The sequence below is a fragment of the Ralstonia mannitolilytica genome (assembly GCF_000954135.1).
In the GTDB taxonomy this organism is placed as follows: domain Bacteria; phylum Pseudomonadota; class Gammaproteobacteria; order Burkholderiales; family Burkholderiaceae; genus Ralstonia; species Ralstonia mannitolilytica.
Map to the genome: position 1 here is coordinate 2,485,733 of NZ_CP010799.1, position 26,555 is coordinate 2,512,287.

General features: G+C 65.5%; 21 protein-coding genes. 16 read left to right on the top strand and 5 right to left on the bottom strand.

Annotated features, from left to right (window positions below; translation table 11 throughout):
* Positions 1-93 precede the first annotated feature (93 nt).
* Together TK49_RS11820 and TK49_RS11825 are read right to left on the bottom strand one after the other, a co-directional pair.
* A complete protein-coding gene (locus TK49_RS11820; RefSeq protein WP_045786872.1) occupies positions 94-1,350 on the bottom strand; it encodes a branched-chain amino acid ABC transporter substrate-binding protein in 1,257 nt (418 codons plus the stop codon).
* 231 nt (positions 1,351-1,581) lie between these two features.
* Complete coding sequence (locus tag TK49_RS11825) at positions 1,582-3,210, bottom strand: 3-(methylthio)propionyl-CoA ligase (RefSeq protein ID WP_045786873.1); 1,629 nt, start codon at positions 3,208-3,210, stop codon at positions 1,582-1,584.
* Between the two features lie 331 nt (positions 3,211-3,541).
* On the opposite strand from TK49_RS11825, the gene TK49_RS11830 reads away from it, so the two are divergent.
* From TK49_RS11830 to TK49_RS11865, 8 genes are all read left to right on the top strand, one after another.
* On the top strand, positions 3,542-5,125 hold the full coding sequence (locus TK49_RS11830) for a protein adenylyltransferase SelO (protein ID WP_045786874.1): 1,584 nt from the start codon (positions 3,542-3,544) through the stop codon (positions 5,123-5,125).
* A gap of 113 nt (positions 5,126-5,238) precedes the next feature.
* Complete coding sequence (msrB, locus tag TK49_RS11835; protein WP_045786875.1) at positions 5,239-5,625, top strand: peptide-methionine (R)-S-oxide reductase MsrB; 387 nt, start codon at positions 5,239-5,241, stop codon at positions 5,623-5,625.
* Between the two features lie 25 nt (positions 5,626-5,650).
* Entirely contained in the window at positions 5,651-6,223 is a 573-nt protein-coding gene (locus TK49_RS11840) for a septation protein A (protein ID WP_045786876.1), read from the top strand.
* Positions 6,223-6,495: a BolA family protein gene (locus TK49_RS11845; RefSeq protein WP_045786877.1), complete on the top strand. Its 273-nt coding sequence runs from the start codon at positions 6,223-6,225 to the stop codon at positions 6,493-6,495. The genes TK49_RS11840 and TK49_RS11845 overlap by 1 nt, the downstream gene beginning before the upstream one ends.
* Before the next feature lie 23 nt (positions 6,496-6,518).
* Positions 6,519-7,316, top strand: a complete 798-nt coding sequence (locus tag TK49_RS11850; RefSeq protein WP_045786878.1) for a peptidylprolyl isomerase — start codon at positions 6,519-6,521, stop codon at positions 7,314-7,316.
* A 291-nt stretch (positions 7,317-7,607) separates the two neighbouring features.
* On the top strand, positions 7,608-8,588 hold the full coding sequence (locus TK49_RS11855) for an ABC transporter substrate-binding protein (protein ID WP_045786879.1): 981 nt from the start codon (positions 7,608-7,610) through the stop codon (positions 8,586-8,588).
* Between the two features lie 175 nt (positions 8,589-8,763).
* The gene (locus TK49_RS11860) at positions 8,764-9,672 is read left to right on the top strand and encodes an ABC transporter permease (RefSeq protein WP_045786880.1); all 909 of its coding nucleotides are present in this window, start codon (positions 8,764-8,766) and stop codon (positions 9,670-9,672) included.
* 1 nt (position 9,673) lies between these two features.
* Entirely contained in the window at positions 9,674-10,468 is a 795-nt protein-coding gene (locus TK49_RS11865) for an ABC transporter ATP-binding protein (protein WP_045786881.1), read from the top strand.
* A gap of 79 nt (positions 10,469-10,547) precedes the next feature.
* Here the strand turns inward: TK49_RS11865 and TK49_RS11870 are convergent, their stop codons facing one another.
* Positions 10,548-11,621: a porin gene (locus TK49_RS11870; RefSeq protein ID WP_045786882.1), complete on the bottom strand. Its 1,074-nt coding sequence runs from the start codon at positions 11,619-11,621 to the stop codon at positions 10,548-10,550.
* A gap of 207 nt (positions 11,622-11,828) precedes the next feature.
* Here TK49_RS11870 and TK49_RS11875 point away from each other — a divergent pair, with 207 nt between their 5' ends.
* The 6 genes from TK49_RS11875 (at position 11,829) to TK49_RS11900 (ending at position 18,772) form a co-directional block, all read left to right on the top strand.
* The gene (locus TK49_RS11875; RefSeq protein ID WP_045786883.1) at positions 11,829-12,509 is read left to right on the top strand and encodes a response regulator; all 681 of its coding nucleotides are present in this window, start codon (positions 11,829-11,831) and stop codon (positions 12,507-12,509) included.
* Complete coding sequence (locus TK49_RS11880) at positions 12,506-13,924, top strand: sensor histidine kinase (RefSeq protein ID WP_045786884.1); 1,419 nt, start codon at positions 12,506-12,508, stop codon at positions 13,922-13,924. The genes TK49_RS11875 and TK49_RS11880 overlap by 4 nt, the downstream gene beginning before the upstream one ends.
* 425 nt (positions 13,925-14,349) lie before the next feature.
* Positions 14,350-15,438 (top strand): ABC transporter ATP-binding protein, encoded by a 1,089-nt coding sequence (locus tag TK49_RS11885; protein WP_045786885.1) that lies wholly within the window; start codon positions 14,350-14,352, stop codon positions 15,436-15,438.
* A 56-nt stretch (positions 15,439-15,494) separates the two neighbouring features.
* A complete protein-coding gene (locus TK49_RS11890) occupies positions 15,495-16,547 on the top strand; it encodes an ABC transporter substrate-binding protein (protein ID WP_045786886.1) in 1,053 nt (350 codons plus the stop codon).
* A gap of 103 nt (positions 16,548-16,650) precedes the next feature.
* On the top strand, positions 16,651-17,919 hold the full coding sequence (locus tag TK49_RS11895; RefSeq protein WP_045787864.1) for an ABC transporter permease: 1,269 nt from the start codon (positions 16,651-16,653) through the stop codon (positions 17,917-17,919).
* A gap of 16 nt (positions 17,920-17,935) precedes the next feature.
* Positions 17,936-18,772 (top strand): ABC transporter permease, encoded by an 837-nt coding sequence (locus TK49_RS11900; protein WP_027681397.1) that lies wholly within the window; start codon positions 17,936-17,938, stop codon positions 18,770-18,772.
* A gap of 731 nt (positions 18,773-19,503) precedes the next feature.
* Here TK49_RS11900 and TK49_RS11905 read toward each other — a convergent pair.
* Positions 19,504-20,268, bottom strand: a complete 765-nt coding sequence (locus tag TK49_RS11905; protein WP_045786887.1) for an SDR family NAD(P)-dependent oxidoreductase — start codon at positions 20,266-20,268, stop codon at positions 19,504-19,506.
* A gap of 135 nt (positions 20,269-20,403) precedes the next feature.
* Between TK49_RS11905 and TK49_RS11910 the strand changes: the two genes are divergently transcribed.
* Positions 20,404-21,330: a LysR family transcriptional regulator gene (locus TK49_RS11910; protein WP_045786888.1), complete on the top strand. Its 927-nt coding sequence runs from the start codon at positions 20,404-20,406 to the stop codon at positions 21,328-21,330.
* Positions 21,331-21,400: 70 nt separating this feature from the next.
* Positions 21,401-22,639 (top strand): serine hydrolase domain-containing protein, encoded by a 1,239-nt coding sequence (locus TK49_RS11915; RefSeq protein WP_240479875.1) that lies wholly within the window; start codon positions 21,401-21,403, stop codon positions 22,637-22,639.
* 77 nt (positions 22,640-22,716) lie between these two features.
* Here the strand turns inward: TK49_RS11915 and TK49_RS11920 are convergent, their stop codons facing one another.
* Entirely contained in the window at positions 22,717-26,538 is a 3,822-nt protein-coding gene (locus TK49_RS11920; RefSeq protein ID WP_045786890.1) for an autotransporter domain-containing protein, read from the bottom strand.
* Positions 26,539-26,555 lie beyond the last annotated feature (17 nt).

Sequence of the window (26,555 nt, forward strand, 5' to 3'; positions counted from 1 at the left end):
GGGGCATGAACCGGACGCGCCGGCCCATGGTCCCGTTTAAAACACCGCCGCACGATAGCATCGGGCGGCCCTTCGGCGCACCACCTGCCGTGCTCAGTGAGGACGCTTCATCTGGCAGGAAGTGGGCTGCGATGCCACGTAGGCATCCAGCACGGCATCGGTCTTCCAGCCATAGCCGGTATTTTCCTGGTCGAACTTGACGTCCTTGCCGTCGACCTTCTTCCAGGTGGCGATGTAGAGCGGCTGCTGGCCCTGATGGTCGGACGCGCGCATCTCGAACGTGCCGTTCAGGCTGTCGACCTTCATGCCCTCGAAGGCCTTGGCGACCTTGGCCGGCTCGGCCGACTTGGTGTCCTTGATGGCCTTGGCCAGCAGGGCGATGCCGGTGTACGAGGCCATCAGGTAGAAGTCGTCGTTGTACTTCTTTTTGTAGCCCTCGACGATGTCGGCGCCCTTGAAGCCGTTGTTGTTGACGTTCCAGTAGCCGACGTACTTCACGTGATCGGCGCCGGCCGAGCCCATGGCCGTCGGCACGCCGGTGGTGGAGGCGTAGTAGGTGTAGAAGTTGGCGTTCAGGCCCGCGTCCTTGCCGGCCTTGATGAGCAGCGCAAGATCGCTTCCCCAGTTGCCGGTGATGACGGTGTCCGCCCCCGACGACTTGATCTTCGCCACGTACGGCGAGAAATCCTTCACCTGGGCCAGCGGATGCAGGTCTTCACCGACGATCTCGATGTCCGGGCGCTTGCGCTTGAGGTATTCCTTGGCCGCACGCGCGACCTGGTGGCCGAACGAGTAGTTCTGGTTGATCAGATAGATCTTCTTGACCTTCGGATCCTTGGCCAGGTAGCTGGTCAGAGCCTCCATCTTCATGTCCGAGTTGGCGTCCAGGCGGAAGTGCCAGTAGTTGCACTTGCCGTTGGTCATGTCCGGATCCACCGCCGCGTAGTTGAGGTAGATGATCTCCTTGCCCGGATTGCGCTCGTTGTACTTGCCCACGGCGTCTTCCAGCGCCATGCCCACGCTCGAGCCGTTGCCCTGCACGATGTAGTGGATGCCCTGATCGGCCACCTGCTTGAGCACGGTCAGGCTTTCCTGCGGCGAGAGCTTGTTGTCGAAGCCCACGACTTCGAACTTCGTGCCGTCGCCGGCCCAGTTCTTCTGCGTGGCCATATCGGCGATGTACTGCCAGCTGCGCAGCTGGTTCTGGCCCAGCGCGCCCATCAGCCCCGACAACGGGTCGATCCAGGCGATCTTGACGGTTTCGGCGGCAGACGCTGCAGCGGGCACAGCCGCCCCACCGATCGCCGCGACACATGCAACAGCCACAACCAACGGACGGAACTTCGTCATGCGTGTCTCCTTCATGTGGTGGAGGCGCCGGCGAGTCACTCTCCGCCTGTCAGAGCTGACATGCGGCTGCTTGCGTCTCCAGGTTGCAACGCGTCCGGGCTTCATCCCGCTGCATCGTCATCGCGAACGCGCGGCGGCCGGCCCTGATCCGGTTGTCTTGCGTCCGCCGTCCTCGTTGCCCGGCAGGGTGCCGGTGCACGGGCGGCGGTTTCTGTTTGTTGTGTGTCGGTCCTACGCCTGCGCGGCCGGGAGCTGGTAGTCCTTGAACTGCTCGCGCAGCTTGAGTTTCTGCATCTTGCCGGTGGCCGTCAGCGGGATCTCGGTGACGAACACCACGTCGTCCGGAATCCACCACTTCGCGACCTTGCCCTCGAAGAACTTCAGCATGTCTTCCCGCGTGAGCTCGACGCCGGGCTTCTTCATCACCACCAGCAGCGGGCGCTCGTCCCACTTCGGGTGATGACAGGCAATGCACGCCGCCATGTGTACGGCGGGGTGGGCAGCGGCTACGTTCTCCACATCGATGGACGAGATCCACTCGCCGCCGGACTTGATCACGTCCTTGCTGCGATCGGTGATCTGCATGTAGCCGTCGGCGTCGATGTTGGCGACGTCGCCGGTCGGGAACCAGCCGTCCACGAGCGGCGACGCGTCGTTGCGGTAGTAGCTCTGGATCGTCCACGGGCCACGGACATAGAGATCGCCGAAGGCCTTGCCGTCCCACGGCAGCTCGCGGCCCTCGGCATCGACGATCTTCATCTCGACGCCGTAGATGGCGCGGCCCTGGCGCTCCAGCACCTGCTGCTTGGCCTCATCGGGCAGGTCGGCATGCTTGCTCATCAGCTTGCACGTGGTGCCCAGCGGCGACATCTCGGTCATGCCCCACGCGTGGATCGTCTCCACGCCCAGCGCCTTGAGCGTGCGGATCATGGCCGGCGGCGCGGCCGATCCGCCGATCACCGTCTTGCGGAAGGTCGAGAACTTCAGGTCGTTCGCCTGCACGTGCTGCAGCAGGCCGAGCCACACCGTCGGCACGCCTGCGGAGAAGGTCACCTTCTCCTGCTCGAAGAGGTCGTACAGCGAGGCGCCGTCCAGCTTCGGCCCCGGAAAGACGAGCTTGGCGCCCACCAGCGGCACCGAATACGGCAGTCCCCACGCATTGACGTGGAACATCGGCACCACCGGCAGGATCACGTCCTGCGCCGAGCACCCCAGTGCATCGGGCATGGCCGATGCATACGAATGCAGCACCGTGGAGCGATGCGAATACAGCGCTCCCTTGGGGTTGCCGGTCGTGCCCGACGTGTAGCAGAGGCTGGACGCGGTGTTCTCGTCGAACTGCGGCCAGGTGTAGTCGGTGCTCTGCGCATCGAGCAGCTCTTCGTAGCAGAGCATCGGCACGCTGGAGGGGGGCATGTGCGCGCGATCGGTCATCGCCACCCAGCCCTTGACGTTCGGGCAATGCGGTGCAAGGCCTTCGACCAGCGGCACGAAGGTCAGGTCGAAGAAGACGTACTGGTCGTCTGCGTGGTTGATGATGTAGGCGATCTGGTCCGGAAACAGCCGCGGGTTGATGGTGTGGCACACCGAGCCCGAGCCGGACACGCCGTAATAGATTTCAAGGTGACGGTAGCCATTCCAGGCCAGCGTGCCGATGCGCTCGCCAGGCTGCACGCCCAGCGCGGCCAGCGCATTTGCCAATTGCTTGGAACGGTCTCGCACTTGCCGGTACGTGGTGCGATGGATATCGCCCTCGACACGGCGCGACACGACTTCAGTCGAACCGGAATTGCGCGCTGCATGTTCGATGATGGTCGAGATGAGCAAAGGGGTGCTCATCATTTGTCCCATCAGGGCCATGGTGTCTCCTAGAAAAAACTGAACAACCGTTCTATTTTTTGGCCGATTGTTCCCGTGATCGCCAAGCACGTCAACGGGATATTGTTGTGCGCTGCCACATCGGCCCCCATGTTTACCCGGCCATCTGTAAAACCCCGTGAATCGTTGTGGTGCAAGGGTTCGCAGGCTGCAGCTTTCTTTACTCGCAAGTACAATACGCGATAGCGTTGCTGCGTCTCAACATGGCGTTTTCCCCTACGCTGAGCGCCTTTTTCCGCACCTCAACAGGCCCAGGATTTCGCCACTCGGCACTGTTTTTGCGCCGTTTCCTGTGCTAATCGATCCCCGCCCTATGTCCGCCTCCCCTGCCGTTCTGCCTGACGATTCCCTTGCGAGTGCCTTCGACTGGTCCGGCCGGCCCGCGGCAGCCCCCGGCTTCTCCGCGCTGGGCGAGCGTTTCCTGACGCGCTTGCCGCCTATGCCCATGCCTGCAACATGGGCGCCCTACCTCGTGGGTTTTTCTCCCGAGGCGGCGGCCCCCCTGGGCCTTGCCCGAGAGGCGCTGGATACGCCGGCAGGGCTGGCCGTCTTCAGCGGCAACGCGGTCGCCGCGTGGAGCGATCCGCTCGCCACCGTCTACTCGGGTCACCAGTTCGGCGTGTGGGCCGGCCAATTGGGGGATGGCCGCGCGCTGCTGCTGGCCGAACTGCAAACCGCCGACGGCCCGTGCGAAGTGCAGCTCAAGGGCGCCGGCCGCACGCCGTATTCGCGCATGGGCGACGGGCGCGCCGTGCTGCGCTCGTCCATCCGCGAATTTCTCTGCTCTGAAGCCATGGCCGGCCTCGGCATCCCGACCACACGCGCCTTGTGTGTAACGGGCACCGACGCCCCCGTGCGCCGCGAAGAGATCGAGACCGCCGCCGTCGTCACGCGCCTGGCGCCGTCGTTCGTGCGCTTCGGCCACTTCGAGCACTTTGCCGCCAGCGAGCAACTGCCCCAGCTGCGCACGCTCGCCGATTACGTCATCGACCGCTTCTACCCCGCCTGCCGCGCCGAGCCCCAGCCCTACCTCGCGTTGCTGCGCGAAGTCGCCCGCCGCACCGCTGAACTCATGGCCGACTGGCAGGCCGTCGGCTTCTGCCACGGCGTGATGAACACCGACAACATGTCGATCCTCGGCCTCACGCTCGATTACGGCCCGTTCGGCTTCCTGGACGGCTTCAACGCCAACCACATCTGCAACCACTCCGACACCGGCGGCCGCTACGCCTACGCCCAGCAGCCGCAGATCGGCTACTGGAACCTCTTCTGCCTCGCCCAGGCGCTGCTGCCGCTGTTCGGCGACGATCACGCCCGTTTCGTCGACTTGACCGACGAAGCGCAGGCCCAGCCCGCCATCGATGCAGCGCAGAACGTCCTGCTGACCTATCGGGACATCTATGGCGCCGCGTTCTACGCACGGTATCGCGCCAAGCTCGGCCTGACGACCGCGCACGACGAAGACGAAACGCTCTTCGGCGACCTCTTCAAGCTGCTGCACAACCAGCGCGCCGATTACACACTCTTTTTCCGCCACCTCGCGGAGGTGCGCCGCGACGACGCGCCGGCCACCGCCGAAGCGCGCACCGTGCGCGACTATTTCTTCGACCGCGCGGCCGCCGACGCGTGGCTGGCCGCCTATCGGCAGCGCCTGCGGGCCGAGCCGCAATCCGACGACGAGCGCGCGGCAGCCATGTACCGCGTCAACCCGAAATATGTGCTGCGCAACCACTTAGCCGAGATCGCCATCCGCCGCGCCAAGGAGAAAGATTTCTCCGAAGTCGAGCACCTGCGCGCCGTGCTGGCCCGGCCCTTCGACGAGCATCCCGGGTTCGAGCACTACGCGCAGCCGGCGCCGGAGTGGGCCTCGTCGCTGGAGGTGAGCTGCTCGTCGTGATGCGCCGAGGCCATGCTCTAATCCACGCCTGTCAGGATCGCCGCCCGCGCACGACAAATGCACACCGGCCGCCCACGAAGCCGCCGGCAATACCAACCAGGAGTCTCATCACCATGACCGTCAAGAAGACCGACGCCGAATGGCGCGACCAGCTCTCCGACATCGAATACCGCGTCACCCGCGAAGCCGCCACCGAACGCCCCTTCACCGGCAAGTACTGGAACCACTGGGACCGCGGGGTCTACAACTGCGTGTGCTGCGGCACGCCGCTCTTTGAATCGTCGACCAAGTTCGACGCCGGCTGCGGCTGGCCGAGCTATTTCCAGCCCATCAACGGCGAGGTGATCGCCGAGAAGACCGATTACTCGCACGGCATGGTGCGCATCGAGGTGCAGTGCAAGAACTGCGGCGCGCACCTGGGCCATGTGTTCGAGGACGGCCCTGCGCCGACCGGCCTGCGGTATTGCATCAACTCGGCTGCGCTAAACTTCAAGGCTTGATCTTTCCGCCGCAAGTGCGTCCTGCATGAAATTCCTGTTCGATCTGTTCCCGGTCATCCTCTTTTTTGCTGCCTTCAAGGTGGCCGGCATTTATGTGGCGACCACCGTCGCGATGGTCGCCACCGTCGTGCAGATCGCGTGGGTGTGGTTCAGGCACCGCAAGGTCGACGCCATGCAGTGGCTGTCGCTGCTCATCATCGGCGTGTTTGGCGGTGCAACGCTCGTCTTCCACAACGACACCTTCATCAAATGGAAGCCGACGGTGCTGTACTGGCTGTTTGGCGTCGTTCTGCTGGGCAGCGCGGTGTTCGTCCGCAAGAACCTCATCCGCGCCATGATGGAGCAGCAGGTCTCGCTGCCCGAGGCGATGTGGGGCCGGCTGAACCTGGTCTGGGCGCTGTTCTTCCTCGCCATGGGTTGCCTGAACCTGTACGTGGCCTACAACTTCGACACCGACGTCTGGGTCAATTTCAAGCTGTTCGGTTCGATGGGCCTGATGGTGGTCTTCATCCTCGTACAGAGCGTCTGGCTGGCGCGCCACATGCAGGAACGCCCGGCCGGCGCGGCCAACGATTCCAACATCCGGGACGACCGCTGATGGCTGCCGATCCACGCGAAATCGAACGCCTCCTGCGCGAGGCCTTCCAGCCCATCCACCTCGTCGTTGAAGACGACAGCGCCAGGCACGCAGGCCATGCCGGCGCGGCTTCCGGCGGCGGGCACTACAACGTCGATATCGTCAGCCAGGCCTTTGCCGGCAAGAGCCGCGTTGCCCGCCATCGCATGGTGTATGATGCGCTGCGCACGCTGTGGCCGGCCGCCATCCATGCCTTGGCGATCCGTGCGGTCACACCCGAAGAAAACGTCTGAGTCCTTCCCTCGAACGCAATCCCATGAAGATTTCCAGCCTCACCGCCAGCCTGCTGGCTGTTGCCCTTGCCGCGACCGTTGTTCCCGCCATGGCCCAGAACGCCGCCGTGGTCAACGGCAAAGCCATCCCGAGCGCCAAGGTGGACGCGCTGATCAAGAAGTCGGGCCAGCCCGAATCGCCGGAGCTGCGTAACCGCGCCCGCGAGATGCTGATTGACCGCGAACTGCTCGAGCAGGATGCGCTCAAGCGGGGCCTGCTGCAGCGCGAGGACGTGCAGGAACAACTGACGCAGGCGCGACTGAACGTGCTGGTGGCAGCCGAGTTCGAAGACTACGTCAAGAACAGCCCCGCCACCGAGGAAGAACTGCGCAAGCAATACGACAAGATCAAGTCGCAATTCGGCAACGGCAAGGAATACCACGCGCACCACATCCTCGTGGACAAGGAAGCCGACGCGAAGGCCATCATCGCCAAGCTGAAGGCCGGCGCCAAGTTTGAAGACATCGCCAAGGCCCAATCGAAGGACAAGGGATCGGGCGCCAACGGCGGCGACCTGGACTGGGCGAACCCGGGCACCTACGTGCCGGAGTTCTCGGCGGCCCTGACGGCGCTGAAGAAGGGTGAGATCACCCAGACGCCGGTCAAGACGCAGTTCGGCTGGCACGTGATCCGTCTGGACGACACGCGCGACGCCAAGATCCCGTCGTTCGAGGAGATCAAGCCGCAACTGCTCGAGATGATGATGGGCGACCAGAACTGGCAACGCACCAAGTTCCAGGCCATGCTCAAGGACCTGCGCGACAAGGCAAAGATCCAGTAAGCAGCGGCCCGTTGGGGCAATCAGAAAAGGGGGCCGCGTGCCCCTTTTTGATTTGATGCGGCGCTGCCTGCGCTGCACGCCGTCCTCCCCCGCCGACACCCCCCATGTTCTTTTGAAGTGTTTGCTGAAAAGCATGGCGATTTGCCGGATAATGTGCGCCCACATGCGCCGGCATTGCACTGCTTCGGTGCATTCAAGAGTCAATAGTCTTTGAAAGACCAACCGCGCCAGCACGGGCCTATCCCGCCCTGCACCAGAGCGAAACCACCCAAAAGGAAACAGGAGATCCTTATGTCCAACCTCAAGCACGCCTTCCGCCTTGCCGCGCTTGCCGTCATCCCGATGGCGCTGCTGCAAGCCGCACCGGCACTGGCCCAGGCCACCAAGACGGTCGAAGTGCTCGCCATCGTTGAGCACCCGGCGCTCGACGCCATCCGCGACGGCGCCAAGGAGCAGCTCAAGGCCGAAGGCTTCGACGCCGGCAAGAACCTGAAGTGGGAATACCAGAGCGCGCAAGGCAGCACCGCCACCGCCGCGCAGATCGCCCGCAAGTTCATCGGCGACAAGCCGGACGCCATCATCGCCATCGCCACGCCGTCGGCGCAGGCTGTCGTGGCTGCCACGAAGACCATCCCGGTGGTCTATTCGGGCGTGACGGACCCGGTGGCCGCACAACTGGTGAAGAGCTGGGAGCCGTCGGGCACCAACGTGACGGGCGTGTCCGACAAGCTGCCGCTGGACAAGCAGATTGCCCTGATCAAGCGCGTGGTGCCGAATGCCAAGCGCGTGGGCATGGTGTACAACCCGGGCGAGGCCAACTCGGTCGTGGTGGTCACCGAGCTGAAGAAGCTGCTGTTGGCGCAAGGCATGACGCTGGTGGAATCGGCTGCGCCGCGCACCGTGGACATCGCCCCCGCGGCCAAGAACCTGATCGGCAAGGTCGACGTGATCTACACGAACACCGACAACAACGTGGTGTCGGCGTATGAGTCGCTGGTGAAGGTGGCCAACGAAGCGAAGATCCCGCTGGTGGCCGGCGATACCGACAGCGTCAAGCGCGGCGCCATCGCAGCGCTGGGCATCAACTACTACAAGCTCGGGCAGCAGACCGGCAAGGTTGTCGCGCGCATCCTGAAGGGCGAAAAGCCGGGCGCGATCGCCTCGGCCGGCAGCTCCGACCTGGAACTGTTCGTGAACGAAAAGGCGGCGAAGCAGCAAGGCGCGACGCTGTCGGCCGACCTGCTGAAGGACGCCAAGGAAGTCATCAAGTAACGCGCAGGCGCCGGGGTCGGCTTCCGCCCGAGGGAGCCGTCCCGGCGCGGGTCTGGCAGCCCGAGCCCGAACGCGGCTATCCGCCGCATCAAGCTCGGGCGCCTGCGCTTTACCCTCAAGCGTCCCCCGTTCATTGCCTACAGGCCGGTACCCAACCACCGCGCCCACCTCTGCCATGTCACTGTTTTCATTGCTCGGCGCCCTGGAGATCGGTCTGATCTTCAGCCTCGTGGCGCTCGGGGTGCTGATCTCCTTCCGCATCCTCAATTTCCCCGACCTCACCGTTGACGGCAGCTTCCCGATGGGCGGCGCGGTGGCGGCCACCCTCATCGCCGGCGGACACGATCCGTTCATGGCGACGCTGGGCGGCACGCTGGCCGGCGCCGTGGCGGGGTTCATCACGGGCTGGCTCAACGTGCGCCTGAAGATCATGGATCTGCTCGCCAGCATCCTGATGATGATCGCGCTGTACTCGGTCAACCTGCGCATCATGGGCAAGCCAAACGTGCCGCTCATCTCCGAGCCGACCGTGTTCTCGCTGCTGCAGCCCGAATGGATGCCCGACTATGTGTTCCGCCCGGTGCTGCTGGGCGTGGTCGTGGTGATCGTCAAGCTGCTGGTGGACTGGTTCTTCTCCACGCAGATCGGCCTGTCGCTGCGCGCGACCGGCGCCAACCCGCGCATGGCGCGCGCGCAGGGTGTCGCCACCGGGGCGGCCACGCTGGCGGGCATGGCCATTTCCAACGCCCTCGTGGCGCTTGCAGGCGCGCTGTATGCGCAGACGCAGGGCGGCGCCGATGTCTCCATGGGGATCGGCACGATCGTGATCGGCCTGGCCGCCGTCATCATCGGCGAGACCGTGCTCCCCGCACGCCGCCTGGTGCTGACCACGCTAGCCGTGGTGGTGGGCGCGATCCTGTATCGCTTCTTCATCGCCCTGGCGCTCAACAGCGATTTCATCGGCCTGCAGGCGCAGGACCTGAACATGGTGACCGCCGCGCTGGTGGTGATCGCGCTCGTGCTTCCCGGTGTGCGCCGCAAGGTGTTCGGCAAGCTCGCCAAGAACGGTACCAAGGGGAACTGACATGCTGAGCGCACAAGGACTCACCCTCACCTTCAACCCCGGCACGCCCATCGAGACGCGCGCGCTGCGCGGCCTGTCGCTGGACATTCCGGCGGGCCAGTTCGTCGCCGTGATCGGCTCCAACGGGGCCGGCAAGTCGACGTTCCTGAACTCCATCAGTGGCGACCAGATGGTCGACTCGGGCCGCATCACGATCGACGGTGAAGACGTCACGCGCAAGACCGCATGGCAGCGCGCCGACAAGGTCGCCCGCGTGTTCCAGGACCCGATGGCCGGCACCTGCGAAAACCTGACGATCGAAGAGAACATGTCGCTGGCCATGTGTCGCGGCCAGCGTCGCGGCTTCAGGTTTGCGACCAACCGCAAGTGGCGCGAGATCTTCCGCGAGCAGCTGCGCCGGCTCGACCTCGGCCTCGAGAACCGCCTGACCGACCGCATCGGCCTGCTCTCGGGTGGCCAGCGCCAGGCCGTGAGCCTGCTGATGGCCTCGCTGCAGCCGTCGCGCATCCTGCTGCTGGATGAGCACACTGCCGCGCTCGACCCGAAAACGGCCGCCTTCGTGCTGGAGCTGACCGCCAAGATCGTCTCGGAGAGCAAGCTGACGACGATGATGGTGACGCACTCCATGCGCCAGGCGCTCGACTACGGCGACCGCACGGTGATGCTGCACCAGGGCAACGTGATCCTCGACGTGCAAGGCGAGGAACGCCGTGGCCTGGACGTGCCGCACCTGCTGCAGAAGTTCGAGGAAACGCGCGGCGCCAAGGTGGACGACGACGCCCTGCTCCTCGGCTAAGCCGCACGCAGCGTTTCAACGCACCATGAAAAACGGGCACCTTCGGGTGCCCGTTTTCCTTGGATGCGCCTGCCGTCGATCAGAAGCGGTGCTGCAGGCCCATCGTCACGCCGACCTGGTTGTTGCCATAACCCACCACGTCGCGCGACAGGCTCACGTTCTGGCCGTTCTTGGCCTTGGCATAACCGGCAGACAGATACGCCGTCGTGCGCTTGGACAGCGCGTACTGGCCGCGCACGGAGAACAGGATCGGATCGGCATCCGTGCCGTCCTTGATGTTCTGCTTGTACACCGCGCCGTACAGCGTGAAGGCCGGCGTCACGTCGTAGCTGGCACCCGCCCAATACATGTCGCTGCGCAGGCTGGCGGTGGCCGTGGTGAACGCGCGCTTGTAGTTGCGATAGCCCGCGAACAGCTTCAGTGCGCCGAAGTCGTAGCTGGCGCCGGCGTGAATGCCCTGGATGTAATCGGTCGTGTCTGCCGGCGTGGTGCTGGTGCCTGCGCCGTTCTGGCGATCCCACGTGACGGCTGCCGAGAAGCCGCCCACGCTGTAGCCAACGCCCAGGTCGTACTTGGAGCTGCTCTTGAAGTTGCCCGCTGCCTCGCCAAAGCCCACGGTGGCGCCCAGCTTCAGGCCGCCAAACGTGCCGTCATAACGCACGGCGTTGGAAGCGCGCGAGAACAGGCCGTCCTTGCGGTCGCCCGTTGCGGTGGACGACGTCGCCCACGAATAGTTCGGCGCATAGCCCATCGGGTCGTACGGCAGCATGAAGTCGTACGTCGTGGTGAAGGTGCGACCGGCGACCACCTGGCCGAAGCCGCCCGCCAGCCCCACCACCGCGCGGCGGTCGAACAGCGTGTTGTCGGTGTCGAGCTTGCCGGTGTCGATGGCGATGCCGCTTTCCAGGTTGAACACGGCCTTCAGGCCGCCGCCCAGGTCTTCAGTGCCGCGCATGCCCCAGCGCGATGTGTTCTTGCCGCCCGAGACGAGGCGCGTGGCGCTGCCGCCGTTCGGACCGGCGTGGTTCACATACTCGATGCCCGAATCCATGATCCCGTACAGGGTCACGTTGGAGGATTGTGCGGCGGCCGTGCCAGCCGTCGTCGCGGTGGCGAGCGCCACCACGGCCAGCGCCATCGAAGTCTTGTTCATCAGGTCTCCCTTATTCGTTGTCCTAGCGCAAAGGCCCAGTCACAGGGCCGTTGGGCGGGACGGATCGTATGGGGGACGCACTTTCAGTTCACTTTCGATTGACGGGAAATTGCGGGGCTGTGTCGCGGCGTTCTCGGGGGTTTCCCTAGCTTCAAAACATGCGGCGATGTCTGTATTCCTCTGCGGCTGAGTGAGAGATGTCCCGATATGCGCATCCTGTTGGTGGAAGACAACCTGAAGCTGGCCAGCACGCTGGAAGAAGCCCTCGGCCAGGCCGGCTTCACGGTCGATTGCGTGCATGACGGCCACGCGGCGGACTTGCTGCTCTCCACGCAGGACTACGCGCTGGCCATTCTCGACATTGGTCTGCCCCGCCTGGACGGACTGGAAGTGCTGCGCCGCCTGCGCGCCCGCAAGAACCCGCTGCCGGTGATGATCCTGACCGCACATGGCGCCGTGGAAGAGCGCGTGCGCGGCCTCAACCTCGGGGCTGACGATTACCTTGCGAAACCGTTCGACCTGACCGAAGTCGAAGCCCGCGCCCGGGCGCTCATCCGACGCAGCCACGGCCACGAAAGCACGCAGCTGCAATGCGGCCCGCTGCACTACGACGGCATCAGCGGCGCCTTCACGCTCCATGGCGAACTGCTCGCCCTCACCGGCCGCGAGCGCGCCGTGCTGGAAGTCCTGATGCTGCGCGACGGTCGCGCCGTCAACAAGGCCGCCATCTCGGAAAAGATCTTCAGCATCAACGAATCCGTCAACGCCGACGCCATCGAGATCTATGTGCACCGCCTGCGCAAGAAGCTCGATGGCAGCGGCGTCGCCATCGTCATGCTGCGCGGCCTCGGGTATCTGCTGGAAGCCACGGAAGGCGCCGCCCCATGAACCCGTCGAGCCTGCGCCGGCAGCTTTCGTTCTGGCTGCTGCTGCCGCTGCTGGGGTTGCTCGCGCTCGATGCGTGGCTGACTTACACGCGCGCCATGACGGCCGCCAACGCCGCGTTCGACCGCACGCTCGAGGCCTCGCTCAAGGCCATGCGCGAAGGCGTGCGACTGCGCAACAAGCAATTCGCCATCGACCTGCCCTACCTAGCGCTGGACATTCTCGAATCGGAAACCGGCAGCAGCATCTTCTACCGGATCGTCGATGCCGGCGGCAGCACGCTCACCGGCTACGACGATCTGCCCATGCCCGGCGGGCAGCGCGCCACGCCCTATCGCACGCTGTTCTACGACACGCAGTTTCGCGGCATGCAGGTGCGCATGGCCGTGCAACCGCTGCCGGTGCGCGATGCGCAGTCGGGCCAAACGCAGGTCATCTGGCTGCTGGTGGGTGAAACGCTGGAGCCGCGCGAGGCGCTGGCGCACGAGATCCTGGCGGGTTCATTGCAGCAGGAAGTGCTGCTGGTGGTGCTGGCCGTGGGCATCGTCTGGCTGGGCGTGCGGCGCGGCCTGCGGCCGCTGCGCCAGTTGAGCGAAACCGTGGCCAGCCGCGGCACCGATGAGCTTGCACCGCTACCGCAGCAAGGCCTGCCAGCAGAGGTCGCGCCGCTGGTCGAGGCCATCAATCAGTACGTGGCGCGCCTGCTGCGCATGGTGCAGGCCCGCAAGCGCTTCTTTGCCGACGCCGCACATCAATTGAAGACGCCGCTGGCCGTGATCCAGGCGCAGTCGGAACTGGCCCTGCGCGAGCCCGACGGCGAGCGCATCCGCCGCCATCTGCAACCGCTGCACGGCACGGTCCGCGAAGCAGCCAAGGGCGTCCAGCAGCTGCTGTCGCTCTCGCGCCTGGAGCCCGACAGCGGCTACACACCGCAGTTGCAACCGCTGCGCTTCGATGCGCTGGCCGGCGACGTTGCACTCGAACTCGCGCCCGTGGCCCGCAAGGCTGGTATCGATCTCGGCTTCGAAGGCGAGCCCGTGATCGTGGCTGGCGACCCGCAATGGCTGCAGGAGCTGGTCGGCAACCTGCTCGACAACGCCCTGCGCTACGCCGGCCATGGCTCACGCGTGACTGTGCGCGTCAGCCGGCGTGCCATGGCGACGTTTGGCGAGCAGGGGGTGCTCCAGGTCGAAGACGACGGCCCCGGCATTGCCGTGCTCGAACGTGACGCGGTGTTCGGCCGCTTTTACCGCGGAGCCGCGGCAGCGGGCCACGAAGGCAGCGGCCTGGGCCTCGCCATCGTGCGCGAGATCGCCCGCATGCATGGCGGCACGGTCGCGCTGTCCGACACGCCTGGCGGCGGGCTGACCGTCACCGTCTGCCTGGCGCTCGCCCCTGCGGACGAAGCGGCGTCCTGATCCGACACGCCAGCGGTTGCTGCAAGACAACATCGGCAACTGCACCGTGCCCCGTCCGCCGATCACCCGTGCACCGTTTGCGTGACGACGCGGCGCACCATTTCCAGGCAGACGGCGCGCGGGCCTGTTCCGGCCAAATTGGTTCCATCCGGACGCTGTTACGCCCGCCGGTTCGCCACCGATTGCCAGCGACCAGGAGCCGGCGCGCGTGCCCCAGGCTGATCGGCTGCGATGCCTGCTAGAGCAAGGCATCGGGGGTTTTCCCTATTGTGGTGCCCACGCGTACCGCGCTCACTGGGGCGGTGCTCAGCTCGCATAAATTGGCTCCATCAAATAGCCAGAATTGGGTCCACTTGATAAAACCATGAGCCGCTATAGTCCATTCACAAATCGTCACAACACGACCGGTTGACGGAGGAGCAGCAATGAAGACCGACGACGTGATCGTCAGCTTTCGCGGTGTACGCAAGACGTATGACGGCGAGACCCTCGTGGTCAAGCACCTGGACCTGGACATCTACCAGGGCGAGTTCCTCACCCTGCTCGGTCCGTCCGGCTCGGGCAAGACCACGTGCCTGATGATGCTGGCCGGGTTCGAATTCCCGACCAGCGGCGAGATCCGCCTCGAAGGCGCGCTGCTGAACAACGTGCCGCCGCACAAGCGCAACATCGGCATGGTGTTCCAGAACTACGCGCTGTTTCCGCACATGACAGTGGCGCAGAACGTGGAATACCCGCTGACCGTGCGCAAGCTGCCCGCCGCCGAACGTGCCGAGCGCGTGCACAAGGCCCTGCAGATGGTCCGCATGGAAGGCTTTGCCAAGCGCTACCCCGCGCAGCTCTCGGGCGGCCAGCAGCAGCGCATTGCACTGGCCCGCGCGCTGGTGTTCGAGCCCAAGCTCGTGCTGATGGACGAACCGCTGGGCGCGCTCGACAAGCAACTGCGTGAACACATGCAGTACGAGCTGAAATCGTTGCACGAAAAGCTGGGCGTGACCTTCGTCTACGTGACGCACGACCAGGGCGAGGCGCTCACCATGTCCGACCGCGTCGCCGTGTTCGACAAGGGCATCGTGCAGCAGCTCGACACGGTGGACAGCCTCTACGAGCGCCCCTGCAACGAGTTCGTCGCCAACTTCATCGGCGACAGCAACACGCTGCGCGGCACCGTCATCCGCGTTGACGGCGAGTACTGCGAACTGCAACTCAACGACGGCGCCCGCGTGGTCGGCCGCAACGTGGCCGGCGCCAACGTCGGGGCCACGGCCACGGGCTGCATCCGCCCCGAGCGCATGCGGCTGGCCGAGGGCACCTCCGCCGCCGGCAACGCGATCACCGGGCAGACGCGCGGCCTCGTCTACTTTGGCGACCACGTGCGCATGCGCTGCGCCCTGCCCGACCAACCCGAATGCTTCGTCAAGGTGCCGCTGGGCACGCGCGCGCTTGAAGGCTTTACGCCCGGCGCGCCGATCCAGCTCGAGTTCGCGCCTGAACACCTGCGCGTTTTTGTCTGAGCCGTAACACGACCACAAAGCCGTATCCACACGCTAAAGCCAAAAGAGGAGCCAACATGAAACACATCACGAAGACGCGTCTGAGCGTACTTGCCGGCGCGTTCGCCATTGCATTCGGTGCGCAGTCGGGCGCCCATGCGGCGGAACTCACCGTCGTCAACTTTGGCGGTGCCAACGGCGATGCGCAGAAGGCCGCCTTCAACAAGCCGTTCGAGACGCAGACCGGCAACAAGGTCACCGTGGTCGAGTACAACGGCGAGCAGGCCAAGATCAAGGCCATGGTCGAAGCCAAGCACGTCAACTGGGACGTAGTGGAAGTCGAATCCGGCGACATCGGCCGCGGCTGTGACGAAGGCCTGTTCGAGAAGCTCGACTGGAGCAAGATCGCCAAGAAGACCGACCTGATCCCGGAAGCACCGCAAACCTGCGGCGTGGGCTTCTTCGTGTGGTCCACCGCGCTGGCCTACAACGCCGACAAGCTCAAGACCGCCCCCAAGGGCTGGGCCGATTTCTGGGACGTGAAGACCTTCCCGGGCAAGCGTGGCATGCGCAAGGGCGCGCGCTACAACCTGGAATTCGCGCTGATGGCCGACGGCGTGCCGGTCAAGGAGGTCTACAAGGTGCTGGCCACCAAGGATGGCCAGAACCGCGCGTTCAAGAAGCTCGATCAGCTCAAGCCGTACATCCAGTGGTGGGAAGCCGGCGCACAGCCGCCGCAGTTCCTGGTGGCGGGTGACGTGGTGATGTCCACCGCCTTCAACGGCCGCATCGATGCCGCGCAACGCGAAGGCAAGAACCTCAAGGTGGTGTGGAACGGCAGCATCTACGACCTCGACTACTGGGCCATCCCGAAGGGCTCGCCCAACAAGGCCTTGGCCGAGCAGTACATCGCGTACACGCTGTCGCAGAAGCCGCAGCAGGAATACGCCAAGCACATCGCATACGGCCCGGCCAACGTGGCCGCCATCAAGGCGCTCGATGCCAAGACACAGGCCAACATGCCGAACTCGCCCGAGAACAGCAAGAACGCGGTGCTGCAGAACCTGCAGTTCTGGACCGACCACGGCGACGAGCTGGAACAGCGCTTCGCCTCGTGGGCGTCGAAGTAACCGCATAGCGGTGTAACGCAGTGACCGCGCGGATGCCCTGCAGGTTTGGCGAGGCATCCGCCGGACGAATTCCCGTAGCGATGGCGAGGCAGCATTGAACACCATGACGATCGCGGCTGAATCGGTTCCGGAATCGACGGCCAAACTCAAACGCGAATTGAAGAGCGCTGAGGCGCGCAGGCGTGCCATGGCGCTGGCGCTGGTGGCGCCGCTCGCGATCTTCCTGCTGCTGATCTTTGTCGTGCCGATCGGCGCCCTGCTCACACGCGCCGTGCAGAACCCCGAGGTGGCCGACGCGCTGCCCAGAACCGTCGTCGCCCTGAAGGGCTGGGACCGCAAGAGCCCGCCCACCGACGCCGCCTACGCCGCGCTCGCCGCCGACCTCACGACCGTGAGCGAAGGCGAAGCGATGGGCGCACTGGCCCGCCGCCTCAACACAGAAATTTCAGGCTTCCGCTCGCTGGTGGCCAAGACCGCGCGCGCCATGCCGCTGGCCGATGACCAGGGCAAGGCACTGTCGCTCACGCCCGGCCAGACCCGCGCCAAGCTGCTTGAAGTCGACGAGCGCTGGGGCGATGTCGCGTATTGGCAGGCCATTGCCAAGAACAGCAGCCGCACGTCGCCGTTCTACCTGCTGGCCGCGCTGGACCACCGGCAAGACGCCTTCGGCCACATCGAAGCCACCGACCCCGACGAGCAGATCTACGTGACGGTGTTCGTGCGCACCTTCGTCATCAGCGCGATGGTGACGCTGTTCGCCCTGCTACTTGGCTATCCGCTGTCGTACTGGATTGCCTCGCTGCCGGAGCGTCGCGCCAACCTCGTCATGGTGATGGTGCTGATCCCGTTCTGGACGTCCATCCTCGTGCGCGTGGCGGCGTGGATCGTGCTGCTGCAGACCGAAGGCCTGATCAACCACGGCCTGATCGACCTCGGCATCATCAAGGAGCCGCTGGCGCTGCTGTTCAACCGCGTGGGCGTGTACATCTCGATGACGCACATCCTGCTGCCGTTCATGATCCTGCCGCTCTACAGCGTGATGAAGTCGATCCCGCCCACGTACCAGCGCGCGGCCGTGTCGCTGGGCAGCCATCCGTTTGCCGCCTTCTGGCGCGTGTATGTGCCGCAGACGTATCCGGGCATCGGCGCCGGTGCGCTGCTGGTGTTCATCCTGGCGCTCGGCTACTACATCACCCCCGCGCTGCTAGGCGGGCCGAACGACCAGATGGTCAGCTACTACGTGGCGTACTTCACCAACGTCACGATCAACTGGGGCATGGCGTGCGCGCTGGGTGCGCTGCTGTTGCTGGCCACGCTGGTGCTGTACGCCGTGTATGGACGCTTCACGCGGCCCAAGGTCCGCGTTGGTTGAACGGAGCCCATCGAACATGAAACTCGCCAAACCGATGTTCGCCCCGCACACCTCGCTCATCGAGCGCCTGTGGTACTTCGCGCTGCGCGGCCTGGCCGTGCTGACCCTGCTGTACCTCGTGCTGCCTGTGCTGGTGATCGTGCCGCTGTCGTTCTCGTCGAGCACGTTCCTGTCGTATCCGATTCCGAGCTATTCACTGCGCTGGTATCAGAACCTCGTCACGTCGGATGAATGGCGCATGGCGGCCAAGAACAGCTTCATCGTCGCGCCCGCCGCCACGATCGTCGCAACGGTGCTCGGCACCCTGGCCGCCATCGGGCTGAACAAGGCGGACTTCCGCGGCAAGGGCCTGCTGATGGCGGTGCTGGTGTCGCCGATGATCGTGCCAGTGGTCGTCGTAGGCGTCGGCATGTACCTGTTCTTTGCCCCGCTGGGCCTGGCCAACACGTATATCGGGCTGATCCTCGCGCATGCGGCGCTGGGCGTGCCGTTTGTGGTGACGACCGTGCTGGCGACGCTGCAGGGCTTCAATCACAACCTCGTGCGGGCGAGCCTGTCGCTGGGTGCCAACCCGGTCATGACGTTCTTCCGCATTACGCTGCCCGTCATCGCACCGGGCGTGATTTCCGGCGCGCTGTTTGCGTTTGCCACGTCGTTTGACGAAGTGGTGGTGACGCTCTTCCTGGCGGGGGCCGATCAGGTGACGCTGCCGCGCCAGATGTTTACCGGGATTCGGGAGAACATCTCGCCGACGATTGCGGCGCTGGCGACGATCTTGATTGTGTTTTCGACGTGTCTGTTGCTGACGTTTGAATGGCTGCGGGGGCGGGCTGCGGCTAAGGCGGTGGCTTGAGGAACGTGTTGACGATTTGATTATTGGATGTTCTGGCAACGCATTGATGGCGTTGGTGCATCCCTTGTTTCATCCCCTGCCGGGGGCGACTTACTTTCTTTGTCTTGCCAAAGAAAGTAAGCAAAGAAAGGCGCGCCCGATGCGGCGACCCCCTCCTTGAATTTATGTCGCAAGGAGGGAGGGGAGGCAAACTCGCTGCGCTCAGACAGGCCTCCCCTCTTTTTCCTCCTTGCAACAGAAATTCAAGGCGCCGCATAGGGCAGGAAAGTCAAAGGCCAGACCATCGATCACCAGTGCAGCAGGCACCACCAACACAACGCGAAGCAAAGCGAGCCACGGAAGCAGAAATAAGTGGCACGTAGGCCAGCACACCGTCGGTGTGGCCTTTGACTTTCCTGCCCTTGATGGCGCCTTGGATTTTTGTAAGCGGGCGGAAAAAAGACGGGGAACTGTCTGAGCGCAGCGAGTTTTCCCCGTCTCCGCCCGGTTACAAAAATCCAAGGGGAAGTCGCCATCTCGGGCGCGCCTTTCTTTGCTTACTTTCTTTGGCAAGACAAAGAAAGTAAGTCGCCCCCGGCAGGGGGTGAAACAAGCGCTGCGCCGCCGCGCCAACCCATCAAGCCACCAGTTCCAAATTCCGAACGCAACACGCAGAGCTATTTCCTCGGCGCCCCGAGCTCAGAGCTCGACAGCGGGACGGCAGAACGCCGAGTGTCGCGATCTGCCGCTGCTTACAGGAACATCCCGCCCGACGCCTCAATCCGCTGCGCATTGATCCACCGGTTATCCGGCGACAGCAACGAGGCCACCACGCCGCCAATATCGTCCGGCAGGCCAGCGCGCCCCAGTGCCGTATTGGACGCCACCATCGCATTGAGGCTCGCGTTGTCGCGCACCGCACCGCCGCCAAAGTCCGTCTCGATGGCGCCCGGCGCCACCACGTTCACGGCAATGCCGCGCGGGCCGAGTTCCTTCGCCAGATAGCGCGTCAGCACCTCCACCGCGCCCTTCATTGCCGCATACGCGCCGTAGCCCGGCAGCGCAAAGCGCGCCAGCCCCGACGAGATATTCACGATGCGCCCGCCGTCCGCCATGAGCGGCAGCAGGATCTGCGTGAGGAAGAACACGCCCTTGAAATGCACGTTCATCAGTTCGTCGAACTGCGCTTCGGTGGTTTCGGCCACCGTGGCATGCACGCCAACGCCGGCGTTGTTGACGAGGTAATCGAAGCGCTCGGCCTTCCACTGCGCCAGCACGCCGCGCACGGCCTCGGCAAAGGCCGGGAACGTGGCGATCTTGCCGACGTCCAGCTGCAAGGCGGCGGCGCGGCGGCCCTGGGCAGTCAGTTCAGCGACGAGGGCATCGGCTTCCGCTCGGTTGGTGCGGTAGGTGAAGATCACGTCGGTGCCGCGCTGGGCCAGCTTCTGCACCATGTTCTTGCCAAGGCCGCGGCTACCGCCGGTGACGATCGCAATGGGGGTGTGGGTCTGGGTCATGTTTGCTCTCCGGTTGGGTTTGGGATGGGTGTCGAACACCGTGAGAGCATGGTATTGGGCGACAAACAAAGAATAAATCTCGCTTATCCTATCGCTGTGTTTGCTCACAGATAACAATCAACTCACCCGCCCGCCATGTCCACCAACCAACTCGAAGCCATGCAGGTTTTTGTGCGCGTGGCTGAACTTGCCAGCTTCACGCGCGCGGCAGAAGCCTTGAGCATTCCCAAGCCGGCCGCCTCGGTGGCGGTGCAGCAGCTGGAGACGATGCTCGGCACGCGCCTGCTGCACCGGACCACCCGCAAGGTGCAGCTCACGCAGGACGGCCAGACGTTCTACGAGCGCTGCCAGGATCTGCTGGCCGACATGGACGAACTGCAGACCATGTTCCGCCAGAGCCCTCAGGCGCTGCGCGGCCGGCTGCGCGTCGACATGCCGGTGGGCGTGGCGCGCCGCATCGTCATCCCGGCCCTGCCCGCGTTTCTGGAGATGCATCCCGACCTCGAGATCGAGCTGTCCAGCACCGACCGCCGCGTAGACCCCGTGCGCGAAGGCTTCGACTGCGTCCTGCGCATCGGCAACCTGGCCGACAGCAGCCTCATCGCACGCCCGCTCGGCCAGCTGCATCAGGTGAACTGCGCGAGCCCCAGTTACATCGCGCGCTATGGCATGCCGAAAACGCTCGAAGACCTAGACCACCATCGTATCGTCCATTACGTGCAGACGCTGGGGACGAAGTCGCCGGGGTGGGAATACACGGTGGACGGCCGCTCGGCGTTCCGGCCGATGAAAGGCGCGGTGACCGTCAGCTCGGCCGAGAGCTACGATGCAGCGTGCCGCGCGGGGCTCGGAATGATCCAGGCACCGGTGTACGCGGGGCTGTCGTCGGCGATTGCGGACGGTACGCTCCTTGACGTCATGCCCGACTTCCGGCCGCCGCCGATGCCGGTCTCGCTGGTGTATCCGAACCGGCGAAACCTGCCGGTTCGGGTGCAGGTCTTCATGAACTGGATGAGCGAGTTGCTGGAGCCGTATCTGGAACCGCTGGGCACGAATGCGTAGGCGCTCCGCCTTGCGGCCGGTGTAGTCTCACGGCTTGCCGCCGCCCGCAATCTCACCCCCGACCCAGCCAATGAACGCTCTCCAACACTGCGCGATGTGCGCGCTGCTCGCCTGCAGCGTCGCCGTCGCTTCGCCCGATGAAGATCGACTCGGCAAGGCGCAAGGCTATCCGCTCGCGCCAAGCGCCGCACGCATCCACGAGGCCCAGTACATCGTGGGGGCCTTCAGCGGCATGGACCGCATCTCGCCGTCTTGCGAACTGGCGCCGGCCGACCAACCGGTGCAGCTCAAGATCGCAGACAAGGAGGCGGATGTCCGGTATCGCTTCCGCAACCATGACTACACGCTGGCCGACTACATGGAGCATCAGCGCGCGACCGCTGTGCTGATCGTTCAGGACGGCGTCATCCTGGCCGAGCATTACGGCTACGACCGCACGCGCGACATGCGCATGCTGTCCAACTCGATGGCCAAGACGCTGGTTGCACTGGCCATCGGCAAGGCGCTGGAGGATGGAAGCCTGCACTTGCTGGACGACCGTGTTGACCAGTACGTGCCGGACCTTGCAGGCACGCTGTACGGTGAAACGCGCATCGTCGATCTGCTGCGCATGGCCTCCGGCGCGAAGTACGTCGAGGACTACACCCCCACCGACGACCGTGCACGTTTTCTCAAGACGGCAGCAAAGCAAGGCGTGCTCGCGGCCGCGGCCCAAGTCAACGAGCGCGCCGATGCGCCGGGCACGCGTTTCAACTACGCGGGCGCGCAAACCGAAGTGTTGGCGCTCGTGCTGCAAGCGGCGACGCACCGCAGCCTGTGCGACTTCGTTGACGACAAGCTATGGAAGCCGATGGGGGCCGAAGGCAAGGCGACCTACCTCCTGCGCCAATCCGACGGATCGGCGTTTGCCCAGGGCGGCTTCAATGCAACGGCGCGGGACTACGCGCGCCTCGGCTCGATGCTGGCCAACGATGGCGTGGTGCAAGGCCGGCAAGTCGTGCCGCGCGACTTCCTGCTCGACATGACCGACGCAGCGCGCCAGCCCGATGCGTTTCGCCCAGGGCAGATGACGTATCACGGCAGCCGCTATTACGGCTACGGCTATCAGGTCTGGCTCCTCCCGGGACAAGCACGGCGATTCGTGCTGCTCGGCGTCCATGGGCAGGCGATCTACGTGGACCCGCAATCCGGGCTCACCATGGTCCATCTTGCGGTGGGCCAGGACGCGTCGGGCGATGCAAGCGGCGCGCACCTGGGCGCCGAGCGTGATGCGTTGTGGCGCGGCGTTGTCGAGAAGTTTGGCCGCTAGACGCGCCGCTGGTGCTGGTGAAAAAAAACGCGCCGAGATCACGTCGGCGCGTTTTTTCTTTGAGCACGCGGCTTCCGTTAAAACCGATGGTTGACCCGCACATACGCAGACTGCGCAGACACGTGGCTCGTGTTGAGGGTGGTATCCACACCCAAGGACACCGTGGTCGCCTTGGCCGCCTGAAGCGTGACGCTCGCCCCCGTCGTCAGGAACGAACGCGGCAGATCGGTGCCCGGGGCCGCGAACACGGTGCCGTCCTGGCTCTGCACCTGGACGACACGGCCGGCGTTCATCAGCTCATGCGCATAGCCCAAGCGAAGTTGCACGTTGACGGGGCGCACGTCTCCGAAGGCCTTGTCGAGCGTGACGCCCACATACGGCTGGAGGCTGCGAGCGCTGTCCGGGCCGACCTGGAGGTTCTGGCCGTGGGCGCCGTCCTCTCCGAAGCCGCTGCCGCGCACGTAGGCGTAGCGCAGGCCCAGGTGCGGCGCGAGGCGGAGGCCGCCGATCTCCAGGGGCAAGCTGGCTTGCGTGGCAGCCGTGAATTCGTGCGCGAGATGGTCGCCCTCGGCGGTGCCCACGCTGCCGAACGGCCGCTTCTGCGAGAAGAAATCGAGCCCATAGCCGACCGTGGCCGACAGGTTGATGGCGCCCATCGGCTGCGCGCCGTAAAGTGCCACGCGCAACGTGTCGATGGCGCCCGATGCGCCGGTCGTGTCCTCGCCGAGCGTGGTGTGCGTGTAGCCGCCCGCCGCGCCGACGGTGGCAGCGCCCATGCGGCCCTCCGCTCCCGCCAGGAACCCGTAGGCATGCGTGAGGAAGCCCGGCGCATTGCCTGTGCCGCCCACCTTCGTGCTGGATCCGCTGGCCGTAGCCCAGACGTTGTTGGCGCCGCCCAGCGCGCCTTGCGGCCCGGACAACCGGCCGAGCAGCGCGGCATTGGCGCTTTGCGCCTGCAGCAGCGCCGTCGTGCCAAGCGCCGTGTAGATGGAGGTTTTTGTCGGGGCGACGACGGTCCCGCCGCCGGGTGCACCGGGCGCCGTTGCTTCCGCGAGCAGCAGATCGACCGCATTCGCTCCGTAGTCGACCGATGTCTGCAGCGTGCCGAGGCTGGCGCCGGCCGTGGCGGTGCTGACGTTGGCGAAGCGGCCCGTCACGCCGTTGGCCGCGCTCAGCACGGTGTAGCGGCGCGCGGTGTAGGTGCCCGGATCGAACACGATGGCAAGCGACCCGCCGAGCGCCGCGGCACCGCCCACGCGCAGTTGCGAGGCGTCCGTCGGGCTCACCTCGATGGCGAGCGTCCCGCCCGACGCTTGCGTGTAATTGCCGCCAACGGACAGCGTGCCGATGGAGCCGCCCGGCGCCACCACCCCGCTGCTGCTCACATCGCCCGAAACCGTGCCGTGGCCGCGCAGCGTGCCGAGCGCGTTCACCAGGACATTGCCGCCAAGCACGGCACTGGCGTTTGCCGCATCGCCGACGGCCAGCGTGCCGCCTGCCACCGTGGTCGACCCAGAGAAGCTGCTGCTGACACCGTTCAACGTGAGCGTGCCCGTGCCCTGCTTGATCAACGATCCGTTGCCGCTCAGGCTGCCGCCGAAGGCTTGGGACGAGTCGTCGGCCAGCGTCAGCGCGCTGCCATTCAGCACCACGCGGCTGCCAGCGACGCCCGAGAGATGCGCGACCGTCTGGCCGGCTCCTGCGGACAGATCGAGTGCCGACGTTGCGCCCGTGAGCGCGACCGTCGTACCCGAGGCCAGTCGGCCGGCACCCGTCAACGCCAGCGTGCCGGCGTTGATCGTCGTTGCACCGCCATAGGTGTTCACGCCGGACAGAGTTTGCGTGCCGCCATTCAACGTGAGGCCGCCCGTGCCGCCGATTGCGCCGCTAAAGGTGCCGGCTGCGTTGGCGAGCGTCAGCGACCTGCCACCAAGGGCGACGATGCCCGAACCCGTCAGTGCGTTGATCGTGGCGCCGGACGTCGTCCCCGAAATATCGAAGGTGCCGTTGTTCACCACGCCGCTGGAGGCCGCGATGCTGCCAGCGCCGGACAGCGCGAGTGTGCCGCCGCCGATCGTCGTTGCGCCGGTAAAGCCGTTGACGCCCGACAGCGTTTGCGCGCCACCGCTGACCGTGAGGCCGCCCGTCCCCCCGATCGTGCCGCTGAACGTGCCGGCTGCGTTCGCAAGCGTGAGCGTCCGGCCACCGAGGGCGACGATGCCGGAGCCGGTCAATGCGTTGATGGTCGCGCCCGAGGTCGTCCCCGAAATATCAAACGTGCCGTTGTTCACCACGCCGCTCGAAGCCGCGATGCTGCCGGCGCCAGACAACGCGAGCGTGCCCGCATTGATGGTCGTGCTGCCGGCATAGCCCGCCGTGCCCGAGAGGGTCAACGTGCCGGCCCCGGCCTGCACCAGATTGCCGGCGCCGCTGATGGTGCCGGCGTACGTCACCGCGTCGCTGCGATTGAAAGCCAGTGTGCCGTTGTTGACGATGTTGCCGGCCACCGAACCAGTGGTGCCGCCGTTGCCGATCTGCAGCGTGCCCGTGGTGATGGTGGTCGCGCCGGTGTAGGTGTTGTCGCCCGTCAGCGTGATCGTTCGACTGCCGGTGACGCCCACGCCGCCCGCGCCCGATATGACGCCTGACACCACGAGGTTCGTCGTGGTCGAATCGAGCGTGACGCGCGACGTGGCGTCGCCCAGCGTGACGTTGTTGGAGAGCGAGAGGCCTGCAGTGCCGGCAGTGATCTTGGCTGCCGCCCCCGCGGCCACCTCGAGGTTGCCGATGATGTTGGAACCCGTCACCAGTTGCAGCGTGTTGTTCGTCCCGTTGAACTGGATGGCTGCCGCACGCGTCACGCCGTCGCTGGACAATCCGCCGCTGATCGTGCCGCCATTGACGATGACGGCGCCGTTGGCAATGACACCCGCGCCCGCGGCACCGCCGTTGCCCGCGCCGCCAGTAATCGTGCCGACGTTGGTCAGCACATTGAACGCGGCGGCCAGGTTGACGCCCGCGCCACTGGCACCGGCCGTGCTGCCCGCGCCACCGGCAGCGCCGCCAACACCGCCGACGATCGTCCCGATGTTGGTCACCTGCGAGCCGGACCCCAAGGTCAGCAACCCATCGCCGCCGCCCCCACCGCCACCCGGGTTTCCGCCGCCGCCTCCGTTGCCGCCATTGCCACCAACCAGCGTGCCTTGGTTGTTCACTTCGCCGACCGGCGTCACCATCACCAGGCCTGCGCCGCCGCCACCGCCGCCTCCACCGTTGGAAGCGGCCCCCGATGTGCCGGCCCCCCCGTTTCCGCCCGCGCCGCCCTGCACAGTTGCGCCATTGCTGACAGTGACGCTGGTGCCCGTGGAATACACGCCCGCACCGCCGCCACCCCCACCGGCTGCAAAGTTGAATCCGTCGTACGCTTGGCCCGCGCCGCCCTGCGCGTTTGCATTGACCACGGCATCGCCAGCGAGTACGACGGCCGGCGAGCCTCCAACGCCGCCCTGCCCGCTGTCGTTCGTGGCACCGGTGCCACCCGTGCCGCCTGAGGTTGGCCCGCCGGGGACTTGGACAGTGGCAGTGCCTCCGCCCAGCGTCGAAGAACCGCCGCCTCCGCCATTGCCGCTGCCGCCGTTGCCGCTGCGATCCGGGATGCCGTTGCCGCCCGCGGCGCTGCAATTGGCGATCGTGGTCGGCGAGCACGTGGCGGCCCAGCCTGGGAGCGCCGTGCCCGCCAGGCCGACCGACACACCGATGGAAATGAGCGAAGCGCGCCGACGCGCATGCGCTGTGTGGGTACCGGCGTCAACGCCCCCGTGCGACGCCTTTGTGCATTCGGACACCACCTGCGGCGCACGCAAGGTGCGGCTCCAGACCAGCCGATAGACCCGGTTCATGTCGATCCCCTCGTTGC

Coding starts and splice junctions, on each gene's coding strand:
- TK49_RS11895 (WP_045787864.1), top strand. CDS start 16,651: ATGACGATCGCGGCTGAATCGGTTCCGGAATCGACGGCCAAACTCAAA.
- TK49_RS11875 (WP_045786883.1), top strand. CDS start 11,829: ATGCGCATCCTGTTGGTGGAAGACAACCTGAAGCTGGCCAGCACGCTG.
- TK49_RS11850 (WP_045786878.1), top strand. CDS start 6,519: ATGAAGATTTCCAGCCTCACCGCCAGCCTGCTGGCTGTTGCCCTTGCC.
- TK49_RS11905 (WP_045786887.1), bottom strand. CDS start 20,268: ATGACCCAGACCCACACCCCCATTGCGATCGTCACCGGCGGTAGCCGC.
- TK49_RS11870 (WP_045786882.1), bottom strand. CDS start 11,621: ATGAACAAGACTTCGATGGCGCTGGCCGTGGTGGCGCTCGCCACCGCG.
- TK49_RS11910 (WP_045786888.1), top strand. CDS start 20,404: ATGTCCACCAACCAACTCGAAGCCATGCAGGTTTTTGTGCGCGTGGCT.
- TK49_RS11890 (WP_045786886.1), top strand. CDS start 15,495: ATGAAACACATCACGAAGACGCGTCTGAGCGTACTTGCCGGCGCGTTC.
- TK49_RS11885 (WP_045786885.1), top strand. CDS start 14,350: ATGAAGACCGACGACGTGATCGTCAGCTTTCGCGGTGTACGCAAGACG.
- TK49_RS11865 (WP_045786881.1), top strand. CDS start 9,674: ATGCTGAGCGCACAAGGACTCACCCTCACCTTCAACCCCGGCACGCCC.
- TK49_RS11820 (WP_045786872.1), bottom strand. CDS start 1,350: ATGACGAAGTTCCGTCCGTTGGTTGTGGCTGTTGCATGTGTCGCGGCG.
- TK49_RS11840 (WP_045786876.1), top strand. CDS start 5,651: ATGAAATTCCTGTTCGATCTGTTCCCGGTCATCCTCTTTTTTGCTGCC.
- msrB (WP_045786875.1), top strand. CDS start 5,239: ATGACCGTCAAGAAGACCGACGCCGAATGGCGCGACCAGCTCTCCGAC.
- TK49_RS11920 (WP_045786890.1), bottom strand. CDS start 26,538: ATGAACCGGGTCTATCGGCTGGTCTGGAGCCGCACCTTGCGTGCGCCG.
- TK49_RS11900 (WP_027681397.1), top strand. CDS start 17,936: ATGAAACTCGCCAAACCGATGTTCGCCCCGCACACCTCGCTCATCGAG.
- TK49_RS11845 (WP_045786877.1), top strand. CDS start 6,223: ATGGCTGCCGATCCACGCGAAATCGAACGCCTCCTGCGCGAGGCCTTC.
- TK49_RS11915 (WP_240479875.1), top strand. CDS start 21,401: ATGAACGCTCTCCAACACTGCGCGATGTGCGCGCTGCTCGCCTGCAGC.
- TK49_RS11860 (WP_045786880.1), top strand. CDS start 8,764: ATGTCACTGTTTTCATTGCTCGGCGCCCTGGAGATCGGTCTGATCTTC.
- TK49_RS11880 (WP_045786884.1), top strand. CDS start 12,506: ATGAACCCGTCGAGCCTGCGCCGGCAGCTTTCGTTCTGGCTGCTGCTG.
- TK49_RS11830 (WP_045786874.1), top strand. CDS start 3,542: ATGTCCGCCTCCCCTGCCGTTCTGCCTGACGATTCCCTTGCGAGTGCC.
- TK49_RS11855 (WP_045786879.1), top strand. CDS start 7,608: ATGTCCAACCTCAAGCACGCCTTCCGCCTTGCCGCGCTTGCCGTCATC.
- TK49_RS11825 (WP_045786873.1), bottom strand. CDS start 3,210: ATGGCCCTGATGGGACAAATGATGAGCACCCCTTTGCTCATCTCGACC.